We start from the raw sequence: 22,347 nt of genomic DNA, 5'->3' as shown, positions 1-22,347 counted from the left end.
GTCTGCCGCCTAAAGCGGTCTGAAGCACGTGACTTTAGTCATGTGAGGTTCACAAACTAGAGTGTGTTTGAAAAACCATTTCCGCAGCCTGCACGCCCCGCTTTGCGGTATATTTTGCCCTCATTCAGTCGCCGTAGCCCGCTACGCCTCCTTCATTCAGACAAAATCTCCCACAAATTGGAACATGCAGACTACGAAAAGCCTTTTTCAAACACACTCTAGCGCTTTGCACACAAACTTTAGTTAGAAGCGTATCCCAATTGTTCTTATTGACTAAATATTTCCTCAGGGAATACAATATAGAAAAAGTAAAAAGGAGGGATACCATGCAGGCACTTTCAAAGAAAAAAACCGGTGATATCTGTACCATCAAATGGATGTTTGGAATCCCTGATGTTCTGGATTTCCTCCGAAGCCGTAAAATCAAAGAAGGCAGCACCGTACAGGTCATCCAGAGAATAAACGGTGGATTGATCCTTGGCATGGATGGAAAACGGATTGCAATGTGTGATGCAGCTGCAGACCGGATTCAGGTATGAAAGGAAGAAAAATCAAAATGAGCGGAACCTTGGAAGAGGAGCCGCTCATTTTGATTTTCCAAATACCCACAAAAGAATTTTCGTAGATAAGTGTGCAGACTACGGAAATGATTTTTAATAAAGATGTGCCAGGAAGTTTTCAAGTTTTTCTTTACATAGAACCGTTGCGAAACAGCCGCCAGATAGAGTAAAATAGAGCAGATCTTAAGAAAAAGGAAGTTGGAATTTTATGACATTATTAGAACAGATACAAAAAGAACATGCCGCTGCTTTTACGCACGGCGGAAAATTTCATGCGGATGATGTGTTCTCTGCGGCACTGCTTCTGCATTTTAATCCGCAGCTTACCATCCAGCGCGGAAATCGTGTGCCGGAGGATTTTGACGGGATTGTTTTTGATATTGGAAGAGGAGAATACGACCATCACCAGAAAGACAGCCGGATCCGGGAAAACCAGGTTCCGTACGCGGCGTTTGGCCTTTTATGGGAGGCACTTGGCACAGAAATTTTAAGTCCGGAGATGGCCGCGCGGTTTGACGAGAAGTTTGTACAGCCGCTCGATCTCAATGATAATACAGGAGAAAAGAATGAACTCGCCAGTATGATCGGCATGTTCAATCCGGTATGGGATGATAACAGCGGAAGCGATGCAGCTTTCCTGGAAGCGGTGGCAGTGGCCGGACGGATTTTGGAACATAAATGGGAGCGTTTTCGTGCGGATGAGCGGGCGGAGCAGCAGTTTGCAGCTCTTCTTGCCGAACACAGGAAGCGGATCGCAGCGGAGAAAAAGGCAGGAACAATGGATGAAAAGATTCTGATTCTGTCGGAATTTTTTCCATGTCAGAAACAGCTTTCCGCGACTGAAATTGCATTTCTGATATTCCCATCGAACCGCGGCGGTTGCTGCGTGCAGCCGGTTCGAAAAGAAAATTCATTCAATTACAAGTATGATTTTCCGGAAACATGGCTTGGCCTGGAAAAAGAAGCACTGCAGGAAGCGACGGGGCTTTCCGATGTGTCTTTCTGCCACAAAGGAGGATTTCTTCTCACCGCAGAAACGCTTGACGATGCCGTCGCTGCCTGTCGCATCAGCCTTGCGGGAATGCCAAAAGCACCGGTTCTGATCCACATCGGTACCGATGCGATCGATGCGGATGACGCGCTTTTGCGGCAGATGCCGGGCATGGAGCATGCAGTTATTCTTCATAAACCGCTGCCGGAGGCCCCGGAACTGAACATCTGTGGCAGTTATGCCGTGTCATCACTTGAAAAAGCAGAATGGAAGATACGCCTGCGGGAATACCTGTCGGACTTGTTAAAAGAAAAGCCGGAGGCTGTCTGTGTCAGCGGTGATCTCTTTGCGGCCTATCCGGTCATGCACCAGCTCCGCAAGAAACATATTCCGGTTCTGACGGTATCAGAGCAGAATGGAAAACGGCTGCTGGTCCGCATTCCGTCCGGTTCCTGAGAATTTACAGAGAATCTCTCTCAATTTCACGCGTTAAACAGAAAAATTCCTCAATATGTGATTTGTTTCTTTGCATCTGCTGTTGTCTGTGATACAATATAGAAAATACGTGAAATTTTTTGCACAATGAAAACGAATGATATCATTTTTGGTTTATCTTCAAAAAAAGAGGCCAGACTTTACAGGAACGATACGTTTTTGTGATTTCATCCGAACGGCCTCAAAAGCAGAAAATGGCAGGCAGAAATCGACAAACAGCAGAGAGGAGAGCAAAACATATATGATTTCAAAGAAAAAATTTGGCACAACGGTAACAGCGTTCGGCGTGGCAGCCGGAATGCTTCTCGGTTCGGCTGCACCGGCGCATGCAGAGGAGACAGCGAAAACGGTGCAGGAAACGCAGAAAGATCAGGCGGATGCACTGGCCACGCAAAGTGAAACGGAAAACGGAAACACAGAAGAAGCCGTTGTTCCGGCTGTAGAAACACAGGAAACCGAGACACCAGCAGAAGAACCGTCCGTACCATCTCAGGATGAAAATGCCGCTTCCACAGAGGAGCCAGAAGTACCGGAAACGCCAGAACCGACAGAGGATCCGACTCCAACGGAGACACCGGAAGACCCGAATCCAGGCGAGATGCCGGAGCCATCTCCAAGTGAAACCCCGGAACCAACTCCAGGCGAAACTCCAGAACCGTCGGTAACGCCATCCCCAAGTGAAACGCCGACTCCAGCTCCGTCCGAAACCCCGGAACCAACAGAAACACCGGTGCCAACCGAGACACCTGCACCAGCACCGACAGAAACACCGAAAAATGATGAGACACAGGCGGATGACTGGATTCAGACGATTGATTACGGAAAATATATCAGCTCCATGAAAAAAGATCTCCGCGCAGGTTTCGCACAGGTCGACAAAGCGTACGCCTACGCAAAGGTCGATACCAGATTAAACGTCCGCGAAAGCGGTTCCACCAGCGCACGGATCGTGGGAACACTTCCGGCAAAGGCACTCTGCTTTGTGATCGCCGATGCGGATCAGGAGTGGGTTTATATTGAATCGGGCGATGTCCGCGGTTTTGTCCGTACGGATTATCTGCAGCAGGGAAAAGAGGCGCTGGAATATGTAACCGGCACCGGAGAGGATCAGATGAAACTGGCGGATCAGGTGATTGATCCGTCTGAAAATGAAGCCTTTCCCTATAAAAAAGAAACGGTTTATGAAGTAAAAACCTCAACCGGAAACGGTATTATCACATTTGCAAAACAGTTCGTTGGCAGACCATACGTCTGGGGTGGAAACTCCCTGACGGACGGTATTGACTGCTCTCATTTTGTATGGCAGATTCTGACCCGTTGCGGTGCGTACGATGGTGAATATACGACCTCCGGCGGATGGCGCAGCCTTGGAACGGAGGTTGCAAGCCTGGATGAGGCACGCGCAGGCGATGTTATTTGCTATAATGGCCATGTGGCGCTGTATGACGGAGAAGGAAAAATCGTAGAAGCGCTGAATGAAAACGCCGGTATCACCTGCGACCGCCCGGTGGACTGTGACACGATTCTGACGATCCGTCGTTTTGCAGCCGACGATGAAATCGGAGAAACGAACGCAGAAAAGATCTGGAATTACTTCTTGATGCACGGATTTACAAAAGAAGGAGCCGCCGGTATTATGGGAAATATTGCAAACGAGGCATCCACAGACCTCAATCCGACACTGCTTGAGTATGGCTCTACCAGCCGCACAAGCCTGAGCGGAGAGCAGTACACGAACCTTGTTGATGCCGGAATCATTTCCCGTGACGAAGTGATCCGAAGTTCCCGTTTTGGCCTTTACAGTGGCGGAAGATATGGATATGGTCTCTGTGGTTTTACAGATCCAACGATCAAAGAGTATCTGTGCCGATATACCATTGATCTTGGAAAGAGCCTTGGAAGTCTGTCCGGCCAGCTCGACAGTCTGATGGCCTACCTTTCCGACTACAATCCGAATCTGCTGGACAGATTGAAAAATGCCGAAGATGTTGACACCGCAGCAACTGCCTTCATGCGTGAATACGAAAAATGCGCAAACCAGAGCACACAGCAGAAACTGCGTACAACAGCAGCAGAACAGATCTACAATGTTATGGAATCGTATGATTCGCCGGTAGATGTAGAATAAACGAACAGATGATGAAGACGTGTTAAGGAAAGTCCTCCGCAGCAGAAAGATTCTGTGTGGAGGACTTTCTTACAGTAAAATAATTGAATTTATGTATGATTTTTTACTTCCAGCTTTTCAGTTTGTCCGCTTCCGGAGTCTGCAGCAGAATTTCTTTACAGTCCAAAAGAGAAGGACTCACATAATCACAAAATGGAAAAAGCTCTTTTGTATACGGTGTCAGATCCGGGATCATGCAGGAGATGGCACCAGCTGCACGCGCGGCCTTCAGACCATTGATGCTGTCTTCGGCTACTATGCATGCAGCAATCGGAACTTTCAGAAGAGACGCTGCTTTTAAGAAAATTTCCGGATCCGGCTTGCTGTTGATTACCTCATCCCCGCAGACTGAAGCATCGATATACTGGTCAATGCCAGACTGTTTCCAGTATCCTTCCGCAACGCGCCGTGTTGTGGAAGTGGCAACCGCAACTTTAATCGAATGTTCCTTCAGCCAGGAAAGAAACTCGTGAAGTCCCGGCTTTTCCGGTACACCATTTCGCTGAATATAATCATTCAGATACGCCGAGCGGATCGCGCGTCCCTCATCGTATGTCACCTTTCCGTGAAACCACTCCTCAAACAGCTTTCTGCTCCGTGGAAGCGCGCTGCCGCGCATCTGTGAGAGATGTTCCTCCGTGAGCGTAAAATTCAGCTCCCGGGCAGCTTTTTGCCAGCCCTCTTTCATTACAATCTCGGTGTCAAACAGGATACCATCCATATCGAATAATACTGCCTTTATCATAAATGCGACCTCCCAGGGAGTAAAAGAAAACAGACGGTTTTCGTTTACTCTGTACTCTGATTTTTTTAAAACTACCTTCAGTATACGAAAAATCCTGAAAAAAGACAAGTGCATGAACTTTACAGAATACTACAAATCTTCCTTTTACGAAGCAAAACTTTCTATGAGGACTGCAAATATTACAGATTGCTGGGTAGCAGTAAACTGTAACATTCGGGCATGACTGGATCCATGCATATTACAATCACACTTGACTTCAAGTAAGCTTAAAGTGCTATTCTGATAAAAAAGGACAAATTAGGAGGAATAACAGAATGGAAAAGTCAACGGTTTATTTTACCGACTTTCGATGTCCTGTGGGAACGAGTCAGCTTGACAAGCTGAAAAAACTCTGTATCGCTGCTGGCGTCAAAGACATTGATATGGAAGGTAAATTTGTTGCAATCAAAATGCATTTTGGCGAACTGGGAAACATGGCGTTTCTTCGTCCGAATTATGCGAAAGTGGTTGCAGATCTCTGTAAAGGGCAGGGAGGTCTTCCGTTCCTGACAGACTGCAATACGTTATATCCGGGCAGCAGAAAAAATGCCCTGGAGCACCTTGACTGCGCAAATCTGAACGGATTCAATACCATTACCACAGGATGCCAGATTATCATCGGAGATGGACTGCGAGGAACCGATGAAATTGAGGTTCCGGTTGTCAACGGAGAATACTGCAAAACAGCATTGATTGGCCATGCGATCATGGACGCAGATATTTTTATCAGTCTGAGCCATTTCAAAGGCCATGAAGCAACGGGCTTTGGCGGTGCACTGAAAAATATCGGTATGGGATGCGGAAGCCGCGCCGGAAAGATGCAGCAGCATGCCAGTGGAAAACCGGCGATCAATACGGATGTCTGTCGTGGCTGCCACCGCTGTGCAAAAGAATGCGGAAGCGATGCAATTTCCTATGTGGATAAAAAAGCAGTCATTGACTATGACAAATGCAAAGGATGCGGCCGCTGCATCGGTGCCTGCAGTTTTGATGCGGTTTATAATCCAAACAGCAGTGCAAACGAGCTTCTCGACCGGAAAATGGCTGAGTATGCACAGGCTGTCTGTCATGGACGTCCGTGTTTCCATATCTCTCTGGTACAGGATATCAGCCCGAACTGTGACTGCCATGGGGAGAACGATGCTCCGATCCTGCCGGATATCGGAATGTTTGCAAGCTTCGACCCGGTTGCCATTGACCAGGCGTGTGCCGATGCCTGCCTGAAGGCAACTCCGATCGAAAACAGTCAGCTTGGCGAGCATCTTGCAGAGCCGGGATGGCATTGCCACCACGATCATTTCAAGGATTCCAATCCGAATATTGAATGGCAGGCAACCCTTGACCAGGCAGAGAAAATTGGTCTTGGTACGAGACAGTATGAACTGAAACGTATCAAATAATAATACAAAAAAATGCTTTAGGGCAGATGAACAACAGCGGAAAGCTCCAGCTTCTCGAATGAAAAATCAACGAGAAGCTGGAGCCTTTTAAGGCCAGATTGTATTTTCTTCAGAAATAACAACGGTTTTTTTCATCCATTTGCGTGATCGCCACCGGATCAGATAATTTACACCACGGAACGCCTCATCCATGCCAAAAGCGATCCAGCATCCGAATAATCCGAATCCCATTTTTACACCAAGCAGATAGGAGAAGAATACACTCATCAGCCAGCAGGAGAGAATGGAAACACCCATAGGGAAAACCACATCGCCTGCTCCGCGCAAGGAATTTTCCTCAATGTGATTAAAGCCTCGAAAAATTTCCACGAAAATATCAAAAAACAAAATGGTATGTCCGATCGAAAGGATCGCAGGATCGTCTGTAAAGATCCGCAGCAGCACGGAACCAAAGCAGGCAAGGAGCGTGGATAGGCAGGCATTCAGCAAAATTGTGATTTTTAAATTCTGCAAATTCAGCTGATAAGCCTGTTCGTATTTTCCGGTGCCGGTAAGCCAGCTGATCAGCAACGAGGTCGAAAGACCAAGGGAGAGGCCTAGGACATACACGTAAAAAACAAGTGTGGAAACATAAATTTTGGCGGAAACAGCCTGCACACCGACAAGTGCAATAATGGAGGTTGTCACTACCTGGGATACAGAATAGGAAAGCGTACTGATACCGCCTGGAATTCCGATTTGAAGCACTTTTGGTAAAATCCGGAAACTGCTGCGTATGGACTTATGACGGAAGTCAAGGCCAAGCGGAAGAACCAGGAGCAGCAGAAGCATGGTAAAAGCGGCACAGCCCTCACTGAAGGCATAGGCACAGGCAATCCCTTCTACGCCGTGAAGCGGCAGTTCGACCGGCTGAAAGACGATCAGATAATTTAAAAGGGCATTCAGCGCATTCATTCCAAGGGTAACAAATACCGATATTTTGGGCTTTCCATAGCTTTTAAATATGGCACTGCAGATGGACACGAACGCGGCAAAAAAGGAAACACGAATGCAGATTCTCAGGTAAGAAGAGGCATATGTTAATACCTGGCCGGATAAATTCATCTGCCGCATCAGGGGCATGGAAAAGAACGAAAGTGTAGCACCAAGGAGAACGCTTAACCCGGCACCTGCAAACAGCGCACAGAAAGCAGCATCGGATGCATTTTTTTCCTTTTTGGCACCAAGATTCTGGCTGATTACGATGGACGCACCGGTACTGATTACGGAATAGAAATTCAGAATCATGCCCATAAACTGTCCGGCGGAACCAACGGCAGCAACTGCTTCATCGGAATAAAAGGACAAAGTAAAAGTATTGACGGTGCTCATCAGATTCATCAAAAACATTTCCAGAAACAGGGGAAGAAAAATCTTTGGGAGAGTCATCGTTCCCTGTGGCGTTTCTACTTTGCCCAGATCTGGATTGTAAAAGGATTTCCACATAAAGTCTGTCGTTACTCCTTTCAGAAAATAGTAACAGAATTGGATTTTAGCAGTTCTGAAGAAACCTGCACGGTAACCGGGTGATCTGCAAAAGAGCGGCGGACATAGAAAATCAGTCGTCCATGGTACAACCGGCGGCAGGAAGAAGCATACTCGGTGCAGTCTGCAGCATTTCCGTTTTCAATTCCAAGAAGGACGCCTCCGTCTGTCGTTACCTGAACCATGGAGGAATCTCCGAAGCAGAAAGCACCATCTCTGTCGGCGGCATAAACTTCGAACTGCAGAAGCGGATTTTCCGGTAAAACAGCGGAATTTTCTTTGGACGGCTTCCAGGGTCGGATCTGCAGGGCACAAGGCATAGAAGTCGTTTTCAGCTCATCCTTTGCTTCAAAAGTACAGGAAGCCCCGCCCTTTTGTGCCGCAAGCTTTCCAGAAGCAAGAACCATCAGCGTGCCCGGCTGAAAGGGAACGATCCAGCGAATCGAATCTTCAGTATAGGAAGCCTCCTTTTTGCCGAGACTGATTCCGTTTAAGAATAATTCCGCTTCGGAAAGGTTTGTGTAGCAGCGGACTTCGATATCTTCTCCATCACAGTAATTCCAGCTTTCGAATAATGGCTGCCAGCTTTCTCTCATGGAGTCTGCCCGCTGTGTGGAAAGATGGCACATCGGTTTGGATGACCAGAAGCTCATCCGCCGGTAAAACCCGGATTTTTCAAAGCCAGCCATCGTAAGAAGCCCGGCTTCAGAAGCTCGAAGCGGCCATCCGTGTGCCTCTCCCATATAATCAATGCCTGTCCAGAGAAACTGTCCGCTGATATATTCGTTTTCGGTTACCGCATGCCAGGCAGCAAGATCATGTCCGTTTTCGCTGCCTAAAAATGGGAGCGAAGGAAAATCACAGTGGCTTTCCTCGTATAAATGTTCTTTATAATTGTATCCGGCAACATCGAGGGCATCCAGAAAACCGATCTTTGCAGAGAGCTCCGGAAAAGCGGCAGCCAGTGTAACCGGGCGCGTAGGATCCACTGCGCGTACTTCGTAAGCAAGCATGGAAGCCAGTGCTTTTAATCGCTCTGCATTCGGCCGATCCGGATTGTATACGCGCTCTGCGGCAGGCTTGTTTGCATCATTGTTTCCGGTCATGGTCTGAAACAGAGGATGGCAGTAAGGATCATTTGGATAATCAATTTCATTTCCAATGCTCCAGAGAATTACACTTGGATGATTTCGGTCGCGCAATACCATAGCAGACAGATCTTCTTTCTGGTACTGAGGAAAGTACTTGTAATATCCCTGATGCTTTGGAGGATAAACATTATGACCGGTAGACCATTTGTTTTTTGGCCCTTCCCACTCATCAAATGCTTCATCCATAACAAGAAAGCCCATTTCATCACATAGATCGTACAGTTCCGGCATATGCGGATTATGGCTCATACGGATGGCATTGCAGCCCATTTCTTTGAGCTTTTCAAGGCGGCGTATCCAGATTTCTTTTGTAACGGCGGCACCGAGTGCACCGGCATCGTGGTGAACGCAGACCCCCTTAATTTTCATGGGGATTTCATTCAGAAAGAATCCATAATCGGCATCAAAACGGAAGGTGCGGATACCTACACGGAACTTGTCTGCAAGAAAGGCGGAGTCATCCTTGGCTTTGTGGAGCCATGTTTCGAGTGTATATAAAGATGGATGTTTCGGAGACCACAGTGTTGGCTGTGCTACCGTTCCTTCAGTCTTTAGTTTTGCGGTTTCTCCAGGAAGAAGAGTGGCTCTCTGCTCGGCGAAAAACACCGTGTTTCCATTTTGATCACGCAGATACTGGACCAGTGAAAAAGAGGTTTCCTGATCTTCCATATTACAGATCTCTGTTGTGATAGAAAGATCCGCTGAGATTTTATCTGCCCTGTTTATGGAAAAGCAGGTGCCATATGGTGTAACGTGAAGAAGATCTGTAACAAGGAGCGTTACCTTTCTTGTGATTCCGGAACCGGTAAACCATCGGGAATCTGAAATCTCTGTCCGGTCTACACGGACGCTGATTTCATTGATACCATCTGTACCAAAAACAGCCTGGGATGTTATGTCATAGAAAAAAGGTGTGTATCCATTGGGATGAAAGCCGTGATAATAACTGTTGAACCAGACCTGGCTTTCTTTGTAGACACCGTCAAACAGCAGCACGATGCGTTTTCCACGATACTTCTCAGGCAGGGAAAAGGTTCCACGATACCATCCGATGCCGCCGGCTGCATATCCGGTGCCGCTGGAATAGGATCTGGAAAATGGCATTGCAACAGACCAGTCATGTGGAAGCTCGACAGCTGTCCAGCCAGTATCATCATAGTCTTTTTTCCAGGCATCCGGCTCTTCGCCATAGTGAAATTTCCAGGAATGATGGAGATAAATTGTTTGGGTATTCATAGATTTATAACCTCCTGTTTTTATCATGATATTTCAATTTTTATACGTTCCTATGGTTTTTATTATAAAGAGTTCATCTGAAAAATCCATGGAAAAGAGAGGGATTTTTTGTAAAATAGCGACTTTAGGATTGACTTTTACGTGCAAAAAGTCTATCCTTGAATTTGAAATGAAAAGGGTTTCAAAAAATTGGAATAGAGTAAGAGTTTCAAGAGGGCGATTTATGAAAAAAGAAAAAAACATTTATACTATTGCAAAAGAAGCAGGCGTTTCGCCGGCGACGGTGTCTCGGGTCATGACGAAAAATGCCCGGGTAAGCGAGGAAAAAAGAAAAAAAGTGGAGGAAATCATACAAAAATATGATTATCGCCCCAATGCGCTAGCACAGGGGCTGACAAATGCAAGAACAAAAATCATTGGCATTCTTGCAGCGGATATGATGAATCCCTTTTATGCACAGCTTGTGGACGAATGCGTAAAGGAAATTGGTGCAAGTGGATATGTTCCCATGATATTTTCATCTCAGAGCAGTTATGAAATGGAAGAACAGTATTTGCAGAAGATGTTTGACCTGCGTGTGGATGCAATTATTTTAATGGGAGGAAAATCAGACCAGCTCGTTACAGATTTGGAATATGTGGATTTGCTTGATCGAATCACAGACACTACACCGATTATTACAACTGGAAAAATAGAAGGATCTCTTTGTTATCAGGTATGCATTGATGAAATGGCGAGTGTAGACCTTGCCATGGAGCATCTTTTTTCGCTTGGCCATCGGCATATTGCACTGATCGGCGGGAAAAATCACATCCGGTCAACATATGATAAACGAATGCGGTATCGTATGCTGCTTCGTAAAAATGGAATCACATACAGAGAACGCTATGTAACGGATTCGGATTACAACATCGAAGGGGGGTACCAGTGTATGGAAAAACTCTTTCAGGAAAATCGTACGATGCCGACTGCCGTAATTGCAATCAATGATTTCAGCGCAATCGGAATTCTTCGGTGTATTGAGGAACATCATTTGTCTGTTCCGCAGGATATATCGCTTGTCAGCTTTGACGGAACCTTTCTGTCAGATATTGTTAACCCGAAGCTTACCAGCGTTTGCTATGATTATGCTTCTTTTGGAAAAATGCTGGCTGCGTCTGCGGTAAAACTTCTTTCAGGAGAAGAGATTCCGAAAATTCAGCAATGTGTGTCGCGTTTAATCGTACGCGAATCCACGATATTGCAATAATATCACATTATCGATTCAGAAGCATGTAATTTCATATAGCCAGATAATTCTTCTCTTTGATTTTAAAAGACCATCAGAGAGAAGAATTTTTTTGCACTAATTTTGGAATGTTTGCAGACATGGTGATATTGATCCTGGAACAGATTTTGGCTTTTGTAAGAGAGATACCGACAGATCAAAATGGCGGTAAATAGCGCGTTTTCAGAAAGAAAAAAAGTGGATATACATAGAGGAATAAAGGGGTGATTTGTCAAATTGTCAACTAATTCAGATGGCTTTAAAAAAAAGAAAGCAAATTATACAAAAAACAAGTTGACAAATCAAAGCGGAAGGAGTATAGTACGAAATATGAAAAGGGTTTCACGAAAGTGCCAATTAAAAAGATATGTGATTTGGAAAGATGTATAAGTTAAGTGCTTTTTAGATGGAATTATCGTTATAATATACAGGAAAAGCAGTAAAAGCAAAGATACATTCATCATGATCACTTTTATTTTTGGAAAAACGTGAAAACGGTTTCATATAAAGGCTGCAAATTATGTGCAGACAAATTTTCACAAACTGCAAAATAGGAGGAACGCAACGTGAAAGGAAAAAGGAACCAAACGACAGCAGCTCTTCCGGCTGTCCCCAGTAAAAAGAATCGAGCATGGAAGACTTTTCGCAACAACAAAACACTTCTTCTGATGTGTTTGCCAGCAGTCATCTTTTTTATCGTGTTTAACTATTGCCCATTGCCGGGCGTATGGATTGCATTCACGAGTTACAATTTTCGGGATGGTATTTTTGGAAGCCCTTTTGTAGGATTATCAAACTTTGAATTTTTGATTTCTTCCGGTGAATTGTGGACTTTAACGAAAAATACAATTTTATACAATCTGGTTTTTATTCTTCTTGGAAATGTTTTTCAGATCGTAATTGCTCTTATGCTGAATGAAATCAGAAGTAAATTTTTTAAAAAGGTATCACAGACAATCATGTTCCTTCCGTATTTTATTTCTGCTGTACTGATTGGGGCGATCGCATTTAATATTCTGAATTATGACACGGGTGCATTAAATGCACTTCTTCGTGAAACGGGTGCTGACCCAATACAGATTTACAGCAAAGCTGGTTTATGGCCCTTCATCATTATTTTCTGTAACATGTGGCAGCAAACAGGTTATGGTTCTGTTGTTTATTTCGCGGCAATCTGCGGTATTGATTCCAGTATGGTAGAAGCAGCAGAGGTAGATGGCGCTACCAGCTGGCAGAGAATTCGTTACATCATTCTTCCTTCCCTGAAAGGAACCTTTATCATTCTGCTTCTGTTTGCGCTTGGCGGAATCATGAAAGGAAACTTTGGTTTGTTCTGGAACCTGACAGGTGGTGCGAATTCACAGTTGTTCCCGACAACTGATATCATTGAAACCTTTGTATACCGTACAATGACGACACAGAATAACTTTGCAACATCTTCTGCCGTAGGTTTGTATCAGTCTATTTTTGGATTTGTTCTGGTTATGTTCAGCAACTGGGTGGTAAAACGACTTGATCCGGACTATGCACTGTTTTAGGAGGAGAAGAAAATGAAAAATCGTAATAAAATCAAACTGGATCCAGGGACGCGAGCTTTACGAATTATCTCCTACGTATTTGTGAGTATTTGGGCGCTCATCTGCTTACTTCCATTTATCCTGGTTATTTCTGCATCTTTCAGTACCGAGAGTATTGTAGCGAAAGAGGGATTTGGGCTTTTACCCAAAGGGTTTACTCTGAGTGCATATGAACTGGTATTTCGTTCACCTAAAATGATTCTTGGCTCATACGGAGTTACCATTGCACTGACGGTATGCGGAACAGTTGTTGGTCTGTTTATCATTGCGATGACCGGTTATGCATTACAAAGAAAGGACTTTCCGTTTCGAAATGCATTGTCATTTTTTATTTACTTTACAACACTGTTTTCCGCCGGTATGGCACCAACCTATATCTGGGTTTCCAGGTACCTGAAATTAAACGGAAGTTATATGGCAGTATTTTTACAGCTGTTAATGTCTCCGTGGCTGATCATTCTGATGAAGAATTTTGCAAAATCGGTACCATATGAAATTACAGAATCCGGAAAAATTGACGGAGCGGGAGACTTTAAAATTTTCGTATCACTGATTTTCCCGATGTTAAAGCCGGCACTTGCAACGGTAGGACTTTTTCTGGCACTGGGATACTGGAATGAATGGTATCTTTCTTCTCTGTATCTGAACAGTTCTGTAACCTATAAACCATTACAGTACTACTTATATCAGATCATCAATACAGCAAATGCACTGAAAAACTCTGTAGCAGGTGCAAATGTCAGTGTGGCAGACCTTCCATCTAACACATTGAAAATGGCAACAGCAGTTGTTGCAACCGGACCGATCATCTTTCTGTATCCGTTTGTACAGAAATACTTTATCTCTGGTATTACAGTAGGCGCGGTCAAAGGCTGACCATGGAAAAAGTATGATGTGAGATTCCCCTGTGTTTTGATGGGGATTCACATAAAATTCCGAAAAAGCAGGAAAAGAAGGAGGACGCTATGAGAAAACGCGTAACAGGTAAAAAGGCAGTAGCACTGGTAATGGCTTCCCTGATGATTGCAAGTATGGCAGGATGCGGAAGCAGTGGGTCCGAAAGCAGCGGATCCGGCAACACAAGCGTAAAGGAAGATGGAAGTATTGATACTTCCAAGCATGAAGTAATTAACATGCTGGTGCTGGGAAACAAACCGACCAATGGCAGACTGGAAGCCATGCTGGACAAACTGAATCCGATTTTGACGGAAAAAGTAAATGCAGAACTCGAGTTTACGTACATAGAATGGACAGACTGGCAGACACAGTATAATCTGAAGCTGTTGAGTGGAGACAGCAGTCTGGATTTGATTTGTACGGCAACGGACTGGCTGTACGGATGGGAAAATACAAAGAAGGGCGCATTTCTTCCACTTTCCGAGGATATGCTGAAAACATATGCGCCAAAGACCTGGGAACAGGTATCCGCAGACGGAGACTGGGATATCTGCAAATATAACGATGAAATTTATTTCATACCGGAAGATCACTATACACAGTATACGAACCATGGTATGTTCTATCGTGGAGACTGGGCAAAAGAAGCAGGTCTGGAAAATGGAAAAATTACAAAATTTGAAGATCTGACGACGTATTTCCAGTATATTAAAGATAATAAGGAAGATGTTATTCCGTGGGATATCGCTGGCAAAAACCAGACGGGAGGTATTCTTGGCGGCTATATTACTTCGAAAAAGGAATATACGGCATTCAATTGCGCCAGTGTTGGTATTTACACAGACTTCTGGGGTGTTATGCAGGACGATCCGACAACCGTTATGTCTCCGTATGTAGAGGATGACAGCCTTTATGATGCGGCAGAGCTGATGAAAGAATGGAATGACATGGGTGTATGGAGAAAAGATGTCCTGAACTTTGACGGAGACACCAGAGAAGAGTTTTATGCCGGAACAACCGGTGCGGATCAGCATCATGCCCAGACCTATTATTCTACGATTGTTCCGAATATGGAGAAGAAACAGCCGGGTTCCGATCCGCAGTTCTATTACTGGGGCGAAGAAAATCAGAACGTACAGCATCCGCTGAAAGAGCATGGTGCATGTGCTATCAGTGCAAACTCCACACATCCGGAACGCGCCCTGATGGTATATGATCTGTTAAGAAATGATGAAGAGTGCTATCGTCTGTTAAACTATGGTATTGAAGGTGAGGATTATATTGTAACAGAAGATGGCAAGCTGGGCAGACCAGATGGATTTGATTCCAGTACAGATGCCCTGGATTCCAATTTCTGGATGGGACGTAATGATGATCTGGAACTGCAGGATGAAAGCTGGTGGGATGGAACCGATGATCTGATCAGTTCGCTGGATAAAATCGGTTATGATTATCCATTTGAAAACCTGATTGTTGATACAACTGCAATTGAGGCAAAGCAGGCAGCACTGGCTAATGTTCTCGCAAAATATATCCCGCAGCTGGCATATGGTCAGGTAGATGATCCGAAGGCAACTGTCGATCAGATGAGAGAAGAACTGAAAGCGGCCGGTTATGACGATGTAAAGGCAGCAATTCAGAAAGATTTAGATGCTTTTGTAGAGGAAAATGGAACACCGGATTTCACAAGAGGTGAATAAAAAAGGTGTTCACTTGACCGTAGAACAAGAAAGGTTAGCGACAAAACCTGGCAGATAATTCTGTGATTTCATGATAAGCAAGATAAGGGAGATACCGGAAAAGACATGATGCCTCTGGTGTCTCCCTTTTGCGAGTCAAATGTTTCCGTTCCGGTCACGGGAAATTTGGCAGACATATTATTTTTAACATAAAAAAGATGGAAATTTCAGAAACAGGAGGAACTATGAAGACGTTTGAAGTAAAAGAAGATTTTTATCTGGACGGAAAGAAAGTAAAAATCATTTCCGGAGGTATGCATTATTTTCGTACTGTGCCGGAATACTGGCGCGACCGACTGGAAAAATTAAAAGCTCTGGGCTGCAATACGGTGGAAACGTATATTCCATGGAATCTTCACGAAAAAGAGAAAGGAAAGTTTGATTTTTCCGGAATTCTGGATATTACCAGATTTGTAAAACTGGCCCAGGAGCTTGGTTTGATGGTGATTCTCCGGCCATCTCCCTATATTTGTGCAGAATGGGAGTTTGGCGGATTGCCATACTGGCTGCTGAAGGAAGACGGCATGCGCCTTCGCTGTTTCTATCCGCCATTTCTACAACATGTGAAAGAATATTATGAAAAATTATTTGAAGTGATCGCACCGCTTCAGATTACACGGGGCGGTTCTGTTATTCTGATGCAGGTGGAAAATGAATATGGATATTTCGGAGATGACAAATCGTATCTGGATTACATGAAACAGCTGATGATTGACTGCGGCTGTGAAGTGCCGATGGTTACATCGGATGGTCCTTGGGGAGATGCTTTTGACTGCGGAAAAGTGGAAGGTGTTTTACAGACCGGAAATTTTGGTTCCAAAGGAAAAGAGCAGTTTGCCGTCATGAAAAAGAAAATCGGCGATAAACCGCTGATGTGTATGGAATTCTGGGTTGGATGGTTTGATAACTGGGGTGTAGAAACGCATCAGACCGGTGATTTAGAAGAACATGCAAAAGATCTGGACGAAATTCTTTCCGAGGGCCATGTGAATATCTACATGTTTGAAGGTGGAACCAATTTTGGTTTTACGAATGGATCCAATTACTATGATGAGCTGACACCGGATGTTACTTCTTATGATTATGATGCACTGCTGACGGAAGACGGTCAGATTACGGCGAAGTATACGGCATTCCAGAATGTAATCCGGAAATATACCGAAATTCCGGAAGTAAAACTTAGTACAGAAATTCGCAGAAAATCATATGGAAAACTTCGTGTCAAAAGAAGCACATCTTTATTCGGAAACAAAGACCGGATTAGTAAAGCGATGGAGAGTGTATACCCGGTGTCAATGGAAAAACTGGATCAGGGATACGGATATATTTTATACGAAAGCCAGTTGAAAGATGAAGGGCCATTGGAAACACTGCGGCTGTGGGGAGCTAACGACAGAGCTAACATTTTTGTGGATGAAATCCCAACTGTTACACTGTATGACAGAGAACTTCTTGATGAAATAAAATGGGAGGAGAATAAACCGGAAGGACAGAAACTTTCTATTTTGATGGAAAATATGGGAAGAGTAAATTTCGGTCCGAATCTCGAAAGACAGAGAAAAGGGATTGATGGAAGCGTACAGGTTAATGGTCATAATCACTATTATTGGAAAGAATATACGCTTCCGATGGAACATCTGGAACATCTTGATTTTACAATTCCATCCGTTCCTGGTACACCGGGATTTTATGAATTTAGCTTCGAAGCAGATGAGACGGGAGATACCTTCCTTGATTTTACCGGATGGGGAAAAGGTTGCATTCTTGTAAATGGATTTAATATTGGAAGATTCTGGGAAATTGGGCCACAGAAACGATTATATATTCCGGGTCCGATTTTAAAAAAAGGAACGAATACGATTCTGATTTTTGAAACAGAAGGAAAAGTGCCGGGAATCATTACACTCTGCGATGAACCGGATCTTGGCTAAAAGAATGAAGGAAAACATTTATTATCAGTATGACAGCAGTCAACTACCGGAAATTAGCCTGGCAGATACGGCGGTGATTGAACCGCCGTATATTCATAAAAGAAGAATGCCGTTGGAATACATTATTTATCTGGTGCGTCAGGGTGAGATGTTTCTTTTGGAGGATGGTGTACGGTATCATTTAACACCGGGGGATTTTTTAATTCTGGATCCGGATAAAATACATGTGGGGGAAAGAGCAACACATTGTGAATACCATTATATTCATTTCCATCAGAAATCCATAAAAAAAAACAAGATGACAAATGAGCAGACAACTGAGATAATTTTAAGAAAGAGAACGCAGTCCATGCAAAGTGATTCCTGTACCCTTTCCGGACAGGAACGCGTCAGTCTTTCGCTTCTTGCGTTGCCCAAATATATGCATCTTTCCGACACTTCTTCTTATTCTGAAATTCTGCAGAAAATCAATGATGGAATTACCTGTCAGAAAAATCGTATGGAAGGTTATTACAATTTGTGTGCCTGTCAGATTTTGGAGATGATGATTTTGGTTTCCAGACAGTTTGTAACATCGCTTGCCCAGGAAAAAACCGGAGTGGTCGGAAGCTACCGGAAAATATATGATCTTTTGGATTATCTGAATAACTGCTATCGCGAGCCAATTTCCGGAGTATTGATTGAAGAGCAGCTTGGTGGAAACTTTGATTATCTAAATCGGATTTTTCGTCAGACAACAGGAAAAACGATTTTTCAGTACCTGACGGAAGTCAGAATTTCCCATGCCAAGGAGCTTCTTGGTACAACTTCGCTTAAAATTTCGCAGGTCAGCGAAAAAGTCGGATTTTCCGATGAAAGTTATTTCAGTAAAGTCTTTAAAAAAATGACTGGAATGACACCTATGAACTATATGAAAAGCAGATAAGGAGAACAAAATATGGCAGGCTATTTATTTGTACATTTTACCGGAGAACAAAAGGATGGAGAACAGATTTATTTTTCCATCAGCAGGGATGGACTTCACTGGGAGGATCTGAATGACGGACAGCCAGTCTTATATTCTCATCTTGGAATGCAAGGTGTTCGCGATCCGTTTCTGCTGCGTGATCCAAAGCAGAAGAAATTTTATCTGATAGCAACCGATTTACGGATCGAAGCAGGAGAAGGCTGGGATACGGCACAATATCGCGGAAGCCGTGATCTGATTGTCTGGGAATCGAAGGATCTGGTTCACTGGAGTGCGGAGCGTGCCAGTACCATAGGTGTTCCGGGAGCCGGATGCGTCTGGGCACCGGAAGGAATCTATGACTCAAAAAGAGAGCAGTTTCTGGTTTTCTGGGCATCTATGGTAAAACTTTCCGGTGATACGGAAGCCAAACAGCGGATCTATGCATCCTGGACATCTGATTTTCAAAGTTTTTCCGAGCCATTTATTTACATGGAGCGGAAAGAACATGTGATTGATACAACGATGGTAGAATCAGAAGGTGTATACTATCGGATTTCCAAGGATGAGACGAATAAATGTCTGCTGTTGGAGTCCTGTGACTCCCTGACGGGCAATTTTCAGGAGATCCCATCAGAAACACTTTCTTCGCTGTTTGGCGTAGAAGGACCGGAATGTTATCTGCTACCGGATCAGAAGACATGGTGTCTGATTGCGGATCAGTTTGCGGAGGGAAAAGGATATCTTCCTCTTTTAACGGATGATCTTTCTTCGGGAAAATTCCGTATTTTAAAGGAAAAGGAATATGCTCTTGGAAAAACAAAAAAACGCCACGGTGGCGTTCTTGCAGTTACTGACGAGGAGCTTGCCTTGCTGGAACGATTTTTTGATCACAAAAAGCCGGTCGTAGAAGGGCTCTTTGCAGATCCGGATCTTGCCTGTTTTGACGGAACGTATTACCTGTATCCGACAACGGATGGCTTTACCGACTGGTCCGGTACGAAATTTTCTGTTTTTGCATCGAAGGATCTGAGAAAATTTCAGAAGGCTGCTGATATTTTCGACATGGCAGATGGAGATGTTCCGTGGGCGGTAGGAAGTGCCTGGGCGCCGTGCATTGCAGAAAAAGATGGAAAGTATTACTACTATTTCTGTGGAAAGCGTGTTGATGGCAAATCCTGCATTGGAGCAGCAGTATCTGATTATCCGGAGGGACCGTTTGTGCCTGCAGCAGAACCCATGATCACCATGGAAATGATGGAAACGTATCAGATCCAGATGAGTCAGACGATTGATCCGTCGATCTATCAGGAAAACGGCGAAACATATCTCCTGTTTGGAAATGGTTATGCGGCCATTGCAAAACTGACACCGGATATGATGCATATTGTTCCGGAGACGATGAAAAATCTGGAAGGACTGTACGATTTCCGTGAGGCGGTTACGGTTCTGAAGCGGGATGAAATTTACCATTTTACCTGGTCCTGTGATGATACAGGAAGTGAAAATTATCATGTAAACTATGGAACGTCCGATTCCCTGTACGGACCGGTTCGGTTTGAAAAGACGATTCTTCAGAAAGATGTGCAAAAAGGTGTTCTTGGAACGGGTCATCACAGCATCTGTAAGGTGCCTGGAAAAGATGCATACTGGATTGCTTACCATCGTTTTGGCACACCGCTTGCGCAGTATCCGGAGGGAAAGGGATTCCACCGGGAAACCTGCGTGGCCCCGCTGGAGTTTGACGAAGCCGGAAAAATGATGGAAGTGATTGTCTAGGTTTACGGAGAAAAAATATATGAACGGAAGAACAGAACAAGAATTGCAGCAGTATTTTTTCTAATATGAAACAGAGCTTTCAAGAGAAGCCGAAACGCTTTCTCTTTTGGATTTCCCTGTTTTGACAGAGGAGCTTTTTTCTCTGTTTGAAAAGACGGGGAACCGGCTGCGGTATGAAGAAGCTTACTTTGGACGCCGGAAATACCTCGTTGCTTTTGCGTTCAATGCATTGTTTGCAAAAGAGAGGGACATTTCTATGGATCTTTCCGGCCTGGAATGGGTTCTGGAGCAGATTTGTGCGGAAACTTGCTGGGCGCTGCCGGCACATGTGAACCGGAAAAAGGATGAAAAGTGGAAGATTACATTGGATCTTTTTGCGTGCGAGACTGCACAGTCACTTCTGGAAATTGCGTTTCTACTTCGAAACGATCTGCGGCCGGAGTTACTGTGTCGGATCTGGAAGGAAAGCAGCAGGAGAGTGTTGCAGCCGTTTCTTATACAGGAAAACGGTGCATTCTGGTGGGAAACGAGTAAAAGTAACTGGAATGCTGTTTGCTGTGGATCCGTAGGAGCAGCCGCCTGCTATGCATCTGAGCTTTTTCCTGTTCTTTTTCCGAATGCGGAAAGCATCGAGAGTATCAATCAAAACTGTGAACAGATCTTGACGCGCGTGACCCGGGATCTTTCCTGCTTTCTTGCGAGCTTCGGCGAGGACGGCGCCTGCATGGAAGGTCTTGGCTATTGGGAATATGGAATGAGTTATTTTTCCATGTTCGCGGAACTTCTGAAAGAAAAAACGGGCGGGAAAACTGACTTGCTGGATGGAAAAAAGCAGCGGAAAATCATGGAATTTCAGCAGAAATGCTATTTCCCGGGCGGAAATACGTTAAGCTTTTCTGACGGAGACAGCAAAAGCCGTTACCGGATGGGACTTACCTGCCATTTTGCAATGCTGGATCCAAATGTTAAAATCCCGCCGCTGGTACGGGCAATGCATTTTGGGGAAGATCCGTGTTATCGCTGGAATGCCGCATATAGGGACTGGATCTGGACGAAGCAATATCTGAATGTGTTAAAAAGCAGGTCGGACGGTTCCGAGAATGCTGCAGAGGAACGGGTATGTTCCGGCACGTTTACTTATCTGGCGGATGCCGAATGGGCAATTGCAACTGGAAAGCATCAGACCGCATTCGCAATCAAAGGTGGAAACAACGGGGAGCCGCACAATCATAACGATGTCGGCAGCTTTCTGTATTTTATCGGGGAAGAAGAAATTATCAGTGATCTTGGAGCCGGAGAATACACGAAAGCATATTTTGGCCCCGAACGATATTCCGTACTCTGCTGTAGTTCACGTGGCCATAGCGTTCCGATTTTGGATGGAAAGGAACAGTGCAAAGGGGAAACATATCGTGCCGATGCAGTGAATTACTCCGAGACAGGAGAAATTTCGATTTCCTTTGCTGGGGCATATGAGAAAGAAAGCAGGAAAAAACTGATACGGACTGCTGTTTTTTGCAGGGAAACCGGTGAACTTCAGATCAAAGATTGCCTGAAGACCGCTCCTTTGGATAATGGCTTCACGGAAAATCTTGTCACACGGCAGAACGTAAGTCGGGAAAAAGACCGGATTCGAATCGGTGACAGGGGAACTCTGAAAATAGATGGTGTTTCTCCGGAAAAGATTCAAATTATTCCATGCATTCATAGAGATCATCAAGGAAAAATGGAAACTGTGTTTCTGATTCAATGGGAAGCTGACGGAAAAGAAAATATCTGGCGAAGCCGATTTGTACTTTGCCCGGAATAATACAAAAGCTCCTGACGTTGTTAGAAGGAAGATATTCAGTGAGGCTGCATTGCGGTACGAAAACAGAGCAAAAGACTGTGCAAATGAATTTAT

The 22,347-nt window shown here is 44.6% G+C and carries 15 protein-coding genes and 2 pseudogenes; 13 read left to right on the top strand and 4 right to left on the bottom strand.

The features are described from left to right. Positions 1–49 precede the first annotated feature (49 nt). Positions 50–160 (bottom strand): annotated as a pseudogene (locus tag DXB83_RS17235) (DUF6783 domain-containing protein). Between DXB83_RS17235 and DXB83_RS17230 the strand changes: the two are divergent. From DXB83_RS17230 to DXB83_RS03615, 4 genes and pseudogenes are all read left to right on the top strand, one after another. Further along, a pseudogene (locus DXB83_RS17230) lies at positions 128–247 on the top strand (DUF6783 domain-containing protein); the annotation flags it as partial. The pseudogenes DXB83_RS17235 and DXB83_RS17230 sit on opposite strands and share 33 nt — an antisense overlap. Before the next feature lie 79 nt (positions 248–326). Further along, entirely contained in the window at positions 327–539 is a 213-nt protein-coding gene (locus DXB83_RS03625) for a ferrous iron transport protein A (RefSeq protein WP_022461118.1), read from the top strand. 229 nt (positions 540–768) lie between these two features. After that, entirely contained in the window at positions 769–2,007 is a 1,239-nt protein-coding gene (locus DXB83_RS03620; RefSeq protein WP_117804952.1) for an MYG1 family protein, read from the top strand. 280 nt (positions 2,008–2,287) lie between these two features. Then, a complete protein-coding gene (locus DXB83_RS03615) occupies positions 2,288–4,174 on the top strand; it encodes a phage tail tip lysozyme (RefSeq protein ID WP_118600987.1) in 1,887 nt (628 codons plus the stop codon). A 103-nt stretch (positions 4,175–4,277) separates the two neighbouring features. On the opposite strand, the gene DXB83_RS03610 is transcribed toward DXB83_RS03615, so the two are convergent. Then, on the bottom strand, positions 4,278–4,958 hold the full coding sequence (locus DXB83_RS03610) for an HAD family hydrolase (RefSeq protein WP_117804954.1): 681 nt from the start codon (positions 4,956–4,958) through the stop codon (positions 4,278–4,280). Positions 4,959–5,272: 314 nt separating this feature from the next. Between DXB83_RS03610 and DXB83_RS03605 the strand changes: the two genes are divergently transcribed. After that, positions 5,273–6,397 carry a DUF362 domain-containing protein gene (locus tag DXB83_RS03605; protein WP_118697248.1) on the top strand — a complete coding sequence of 375 codons (1,125 nt, stop codon included), beginning with the start codon at positions 5,273–5,275 and terminating at the stop codon, positions 6,395–6,397. A gap of 87 nt (positions 6,398–6,484) precedes the next feature. Here DXB83_RS03605 and DXB83_RS03600 read toward each other — a convergent pair whose 3' ends face one another. After that, the gene (locus tag DXB83_RS03600; RefSeq protein ID WP_118697247.1) at positions 6,485–7,882 is read right to left on the bottom strand and encodes an MATE family efflux transporter; all 1,398 of its coding nucleotides are present in this window, start codon (positions 7,880–7,882) and stop codon (positions 6,485–6,487) included. A 20-nt stretch (positions 7,883–7,902) separates the two neighbouring features. Then, entirely contained in the window at positions 7,903–10,308 is a 2,406-nt protein-coding gene (locus DXB83_RS03595; RefSeq protein ID WP_117804956.1) for a glycoside hydrolase family 2 TIM barrel-domain containing protein, read from the bottom strand. Positions 10,309–10,396: 88 nt separating this feature from the next. On the opposite strand from DXB83_RS03595, the gene DXB83_RS03590 reads away from it, so the two are divergent. From DXB83_RS03590 to DXB83_RS03555, 8 genes are all read left to right on the top strand, one after another. After that, entirely contained in the window at positions 10,397–11,557 is a 1,161-nt protein-coding gene (locus tag DXB83_RS03590) for a LacI family DNA-binding transcriptional regulator (protein ID WP_242991094.1), read from the top strand. Between the two features lie 686 nt (positions 11,558–12,243). After that, positions 12,244–13,113 (top strand): ABC transporter permease, encoded by an 870-nt coding sequence (locus DXB83_RS03585; RefSeq protein ID WP_118700447.1) that lies wholly within the window; start codon positions 12,244–12,246, stop codon positions 13,111–13,113. 12 nt (positions 13,114–13,125) lie between these two features. After that, the gene (locus tag DXB83_RS03580) at positions 13,126–14,028 is read left to right on the top strand and encodes a carbohydrate ABC transporter permease (RefSeq protein WP_117508905.1); all 903 of its coding nucleotides are present in this window, start codon (positions 13,126–13,128) and stop codon (positions 14,026–14,028) included. A gap of 89 nt (positions 14,029–14,117) precedes the next feature. Then, the gene (locus tag DXB83_RS03575) at positions 14,118–15,749 is read left to right on the top strand and encodes an extracellular solute-binding protein (RefSeq protein WP_117508906.1); all 1,632 of its coding nucleotides are present in this window, start codon (positions 14,118–14,120) and stop codon (positions 15,747–15,749) included. Between the two features lie 224 nt (positions 15,750–15,973). Beyond that, positions 15,974–17,719, top strand: coding sequence for a glycoside hydrolase family 35 protein (locus DXB83_RS03570; protein WP_117804957.1), 1,746 nt, complete (start codon positions 15,974–15,976; stop codon positions 17,717–17,719). Next, positions 17,712–18,644: an AraC family transcriptional regulator gene (locus DXB83_RS03565; protein WP_158554945.1), complete on the top strand. Its 933-nt coding sequence runs from the start codon at positions 17,712–17,714 to the stop codon at positions 18,642–18,644. The genes DXB83_RS03570 and DXB83_RS03565 overlap by 8 nt, the downstream gene beginning before the upstream one ends. Positions 18,645–18,656: 12 nt before the next feature. Beyond that, a complete protein-coding gene (locus DXB83_RS16795) occupies positions 18,657–20,444 on the top strand; it encodes a family 43 glycosylhydrolase (RefSeq protein ID WP_117508909.1) in 1,788 nt (595 codons plus the stop codon). Positions 20,445–20,565: 121 nt separating this feature from the next. Further along, the gene (locus tag DXB83_RS03555; protein WP_117804958.1) at positions 20,566–22,254 is read left to right on the top strand and encodes a heparinase II/III domain-containing protein; all 1,689 of its coding nucleotides are present in this window, start codon (positions 20,566–20,568) and stop codon (positions 22,252–22,254) included. The last annotated feature ends 93 nt before the right edge of the window (positions 22,255–22,347 follow it).

The sequence above is a fragment of the Blautia sp. OM06-15AC genome (assembly GCF_003481425.1).
Lineage (GTDB): Bacteria > Bacillota > Clostridia > Lachnospirales > Lachnospiraceae > Fusicatenibacter > Fusicatenibacter saccharivorans.
This window is presented reverse-complemented; position numbering and strand designations above follow the sequence as displayed.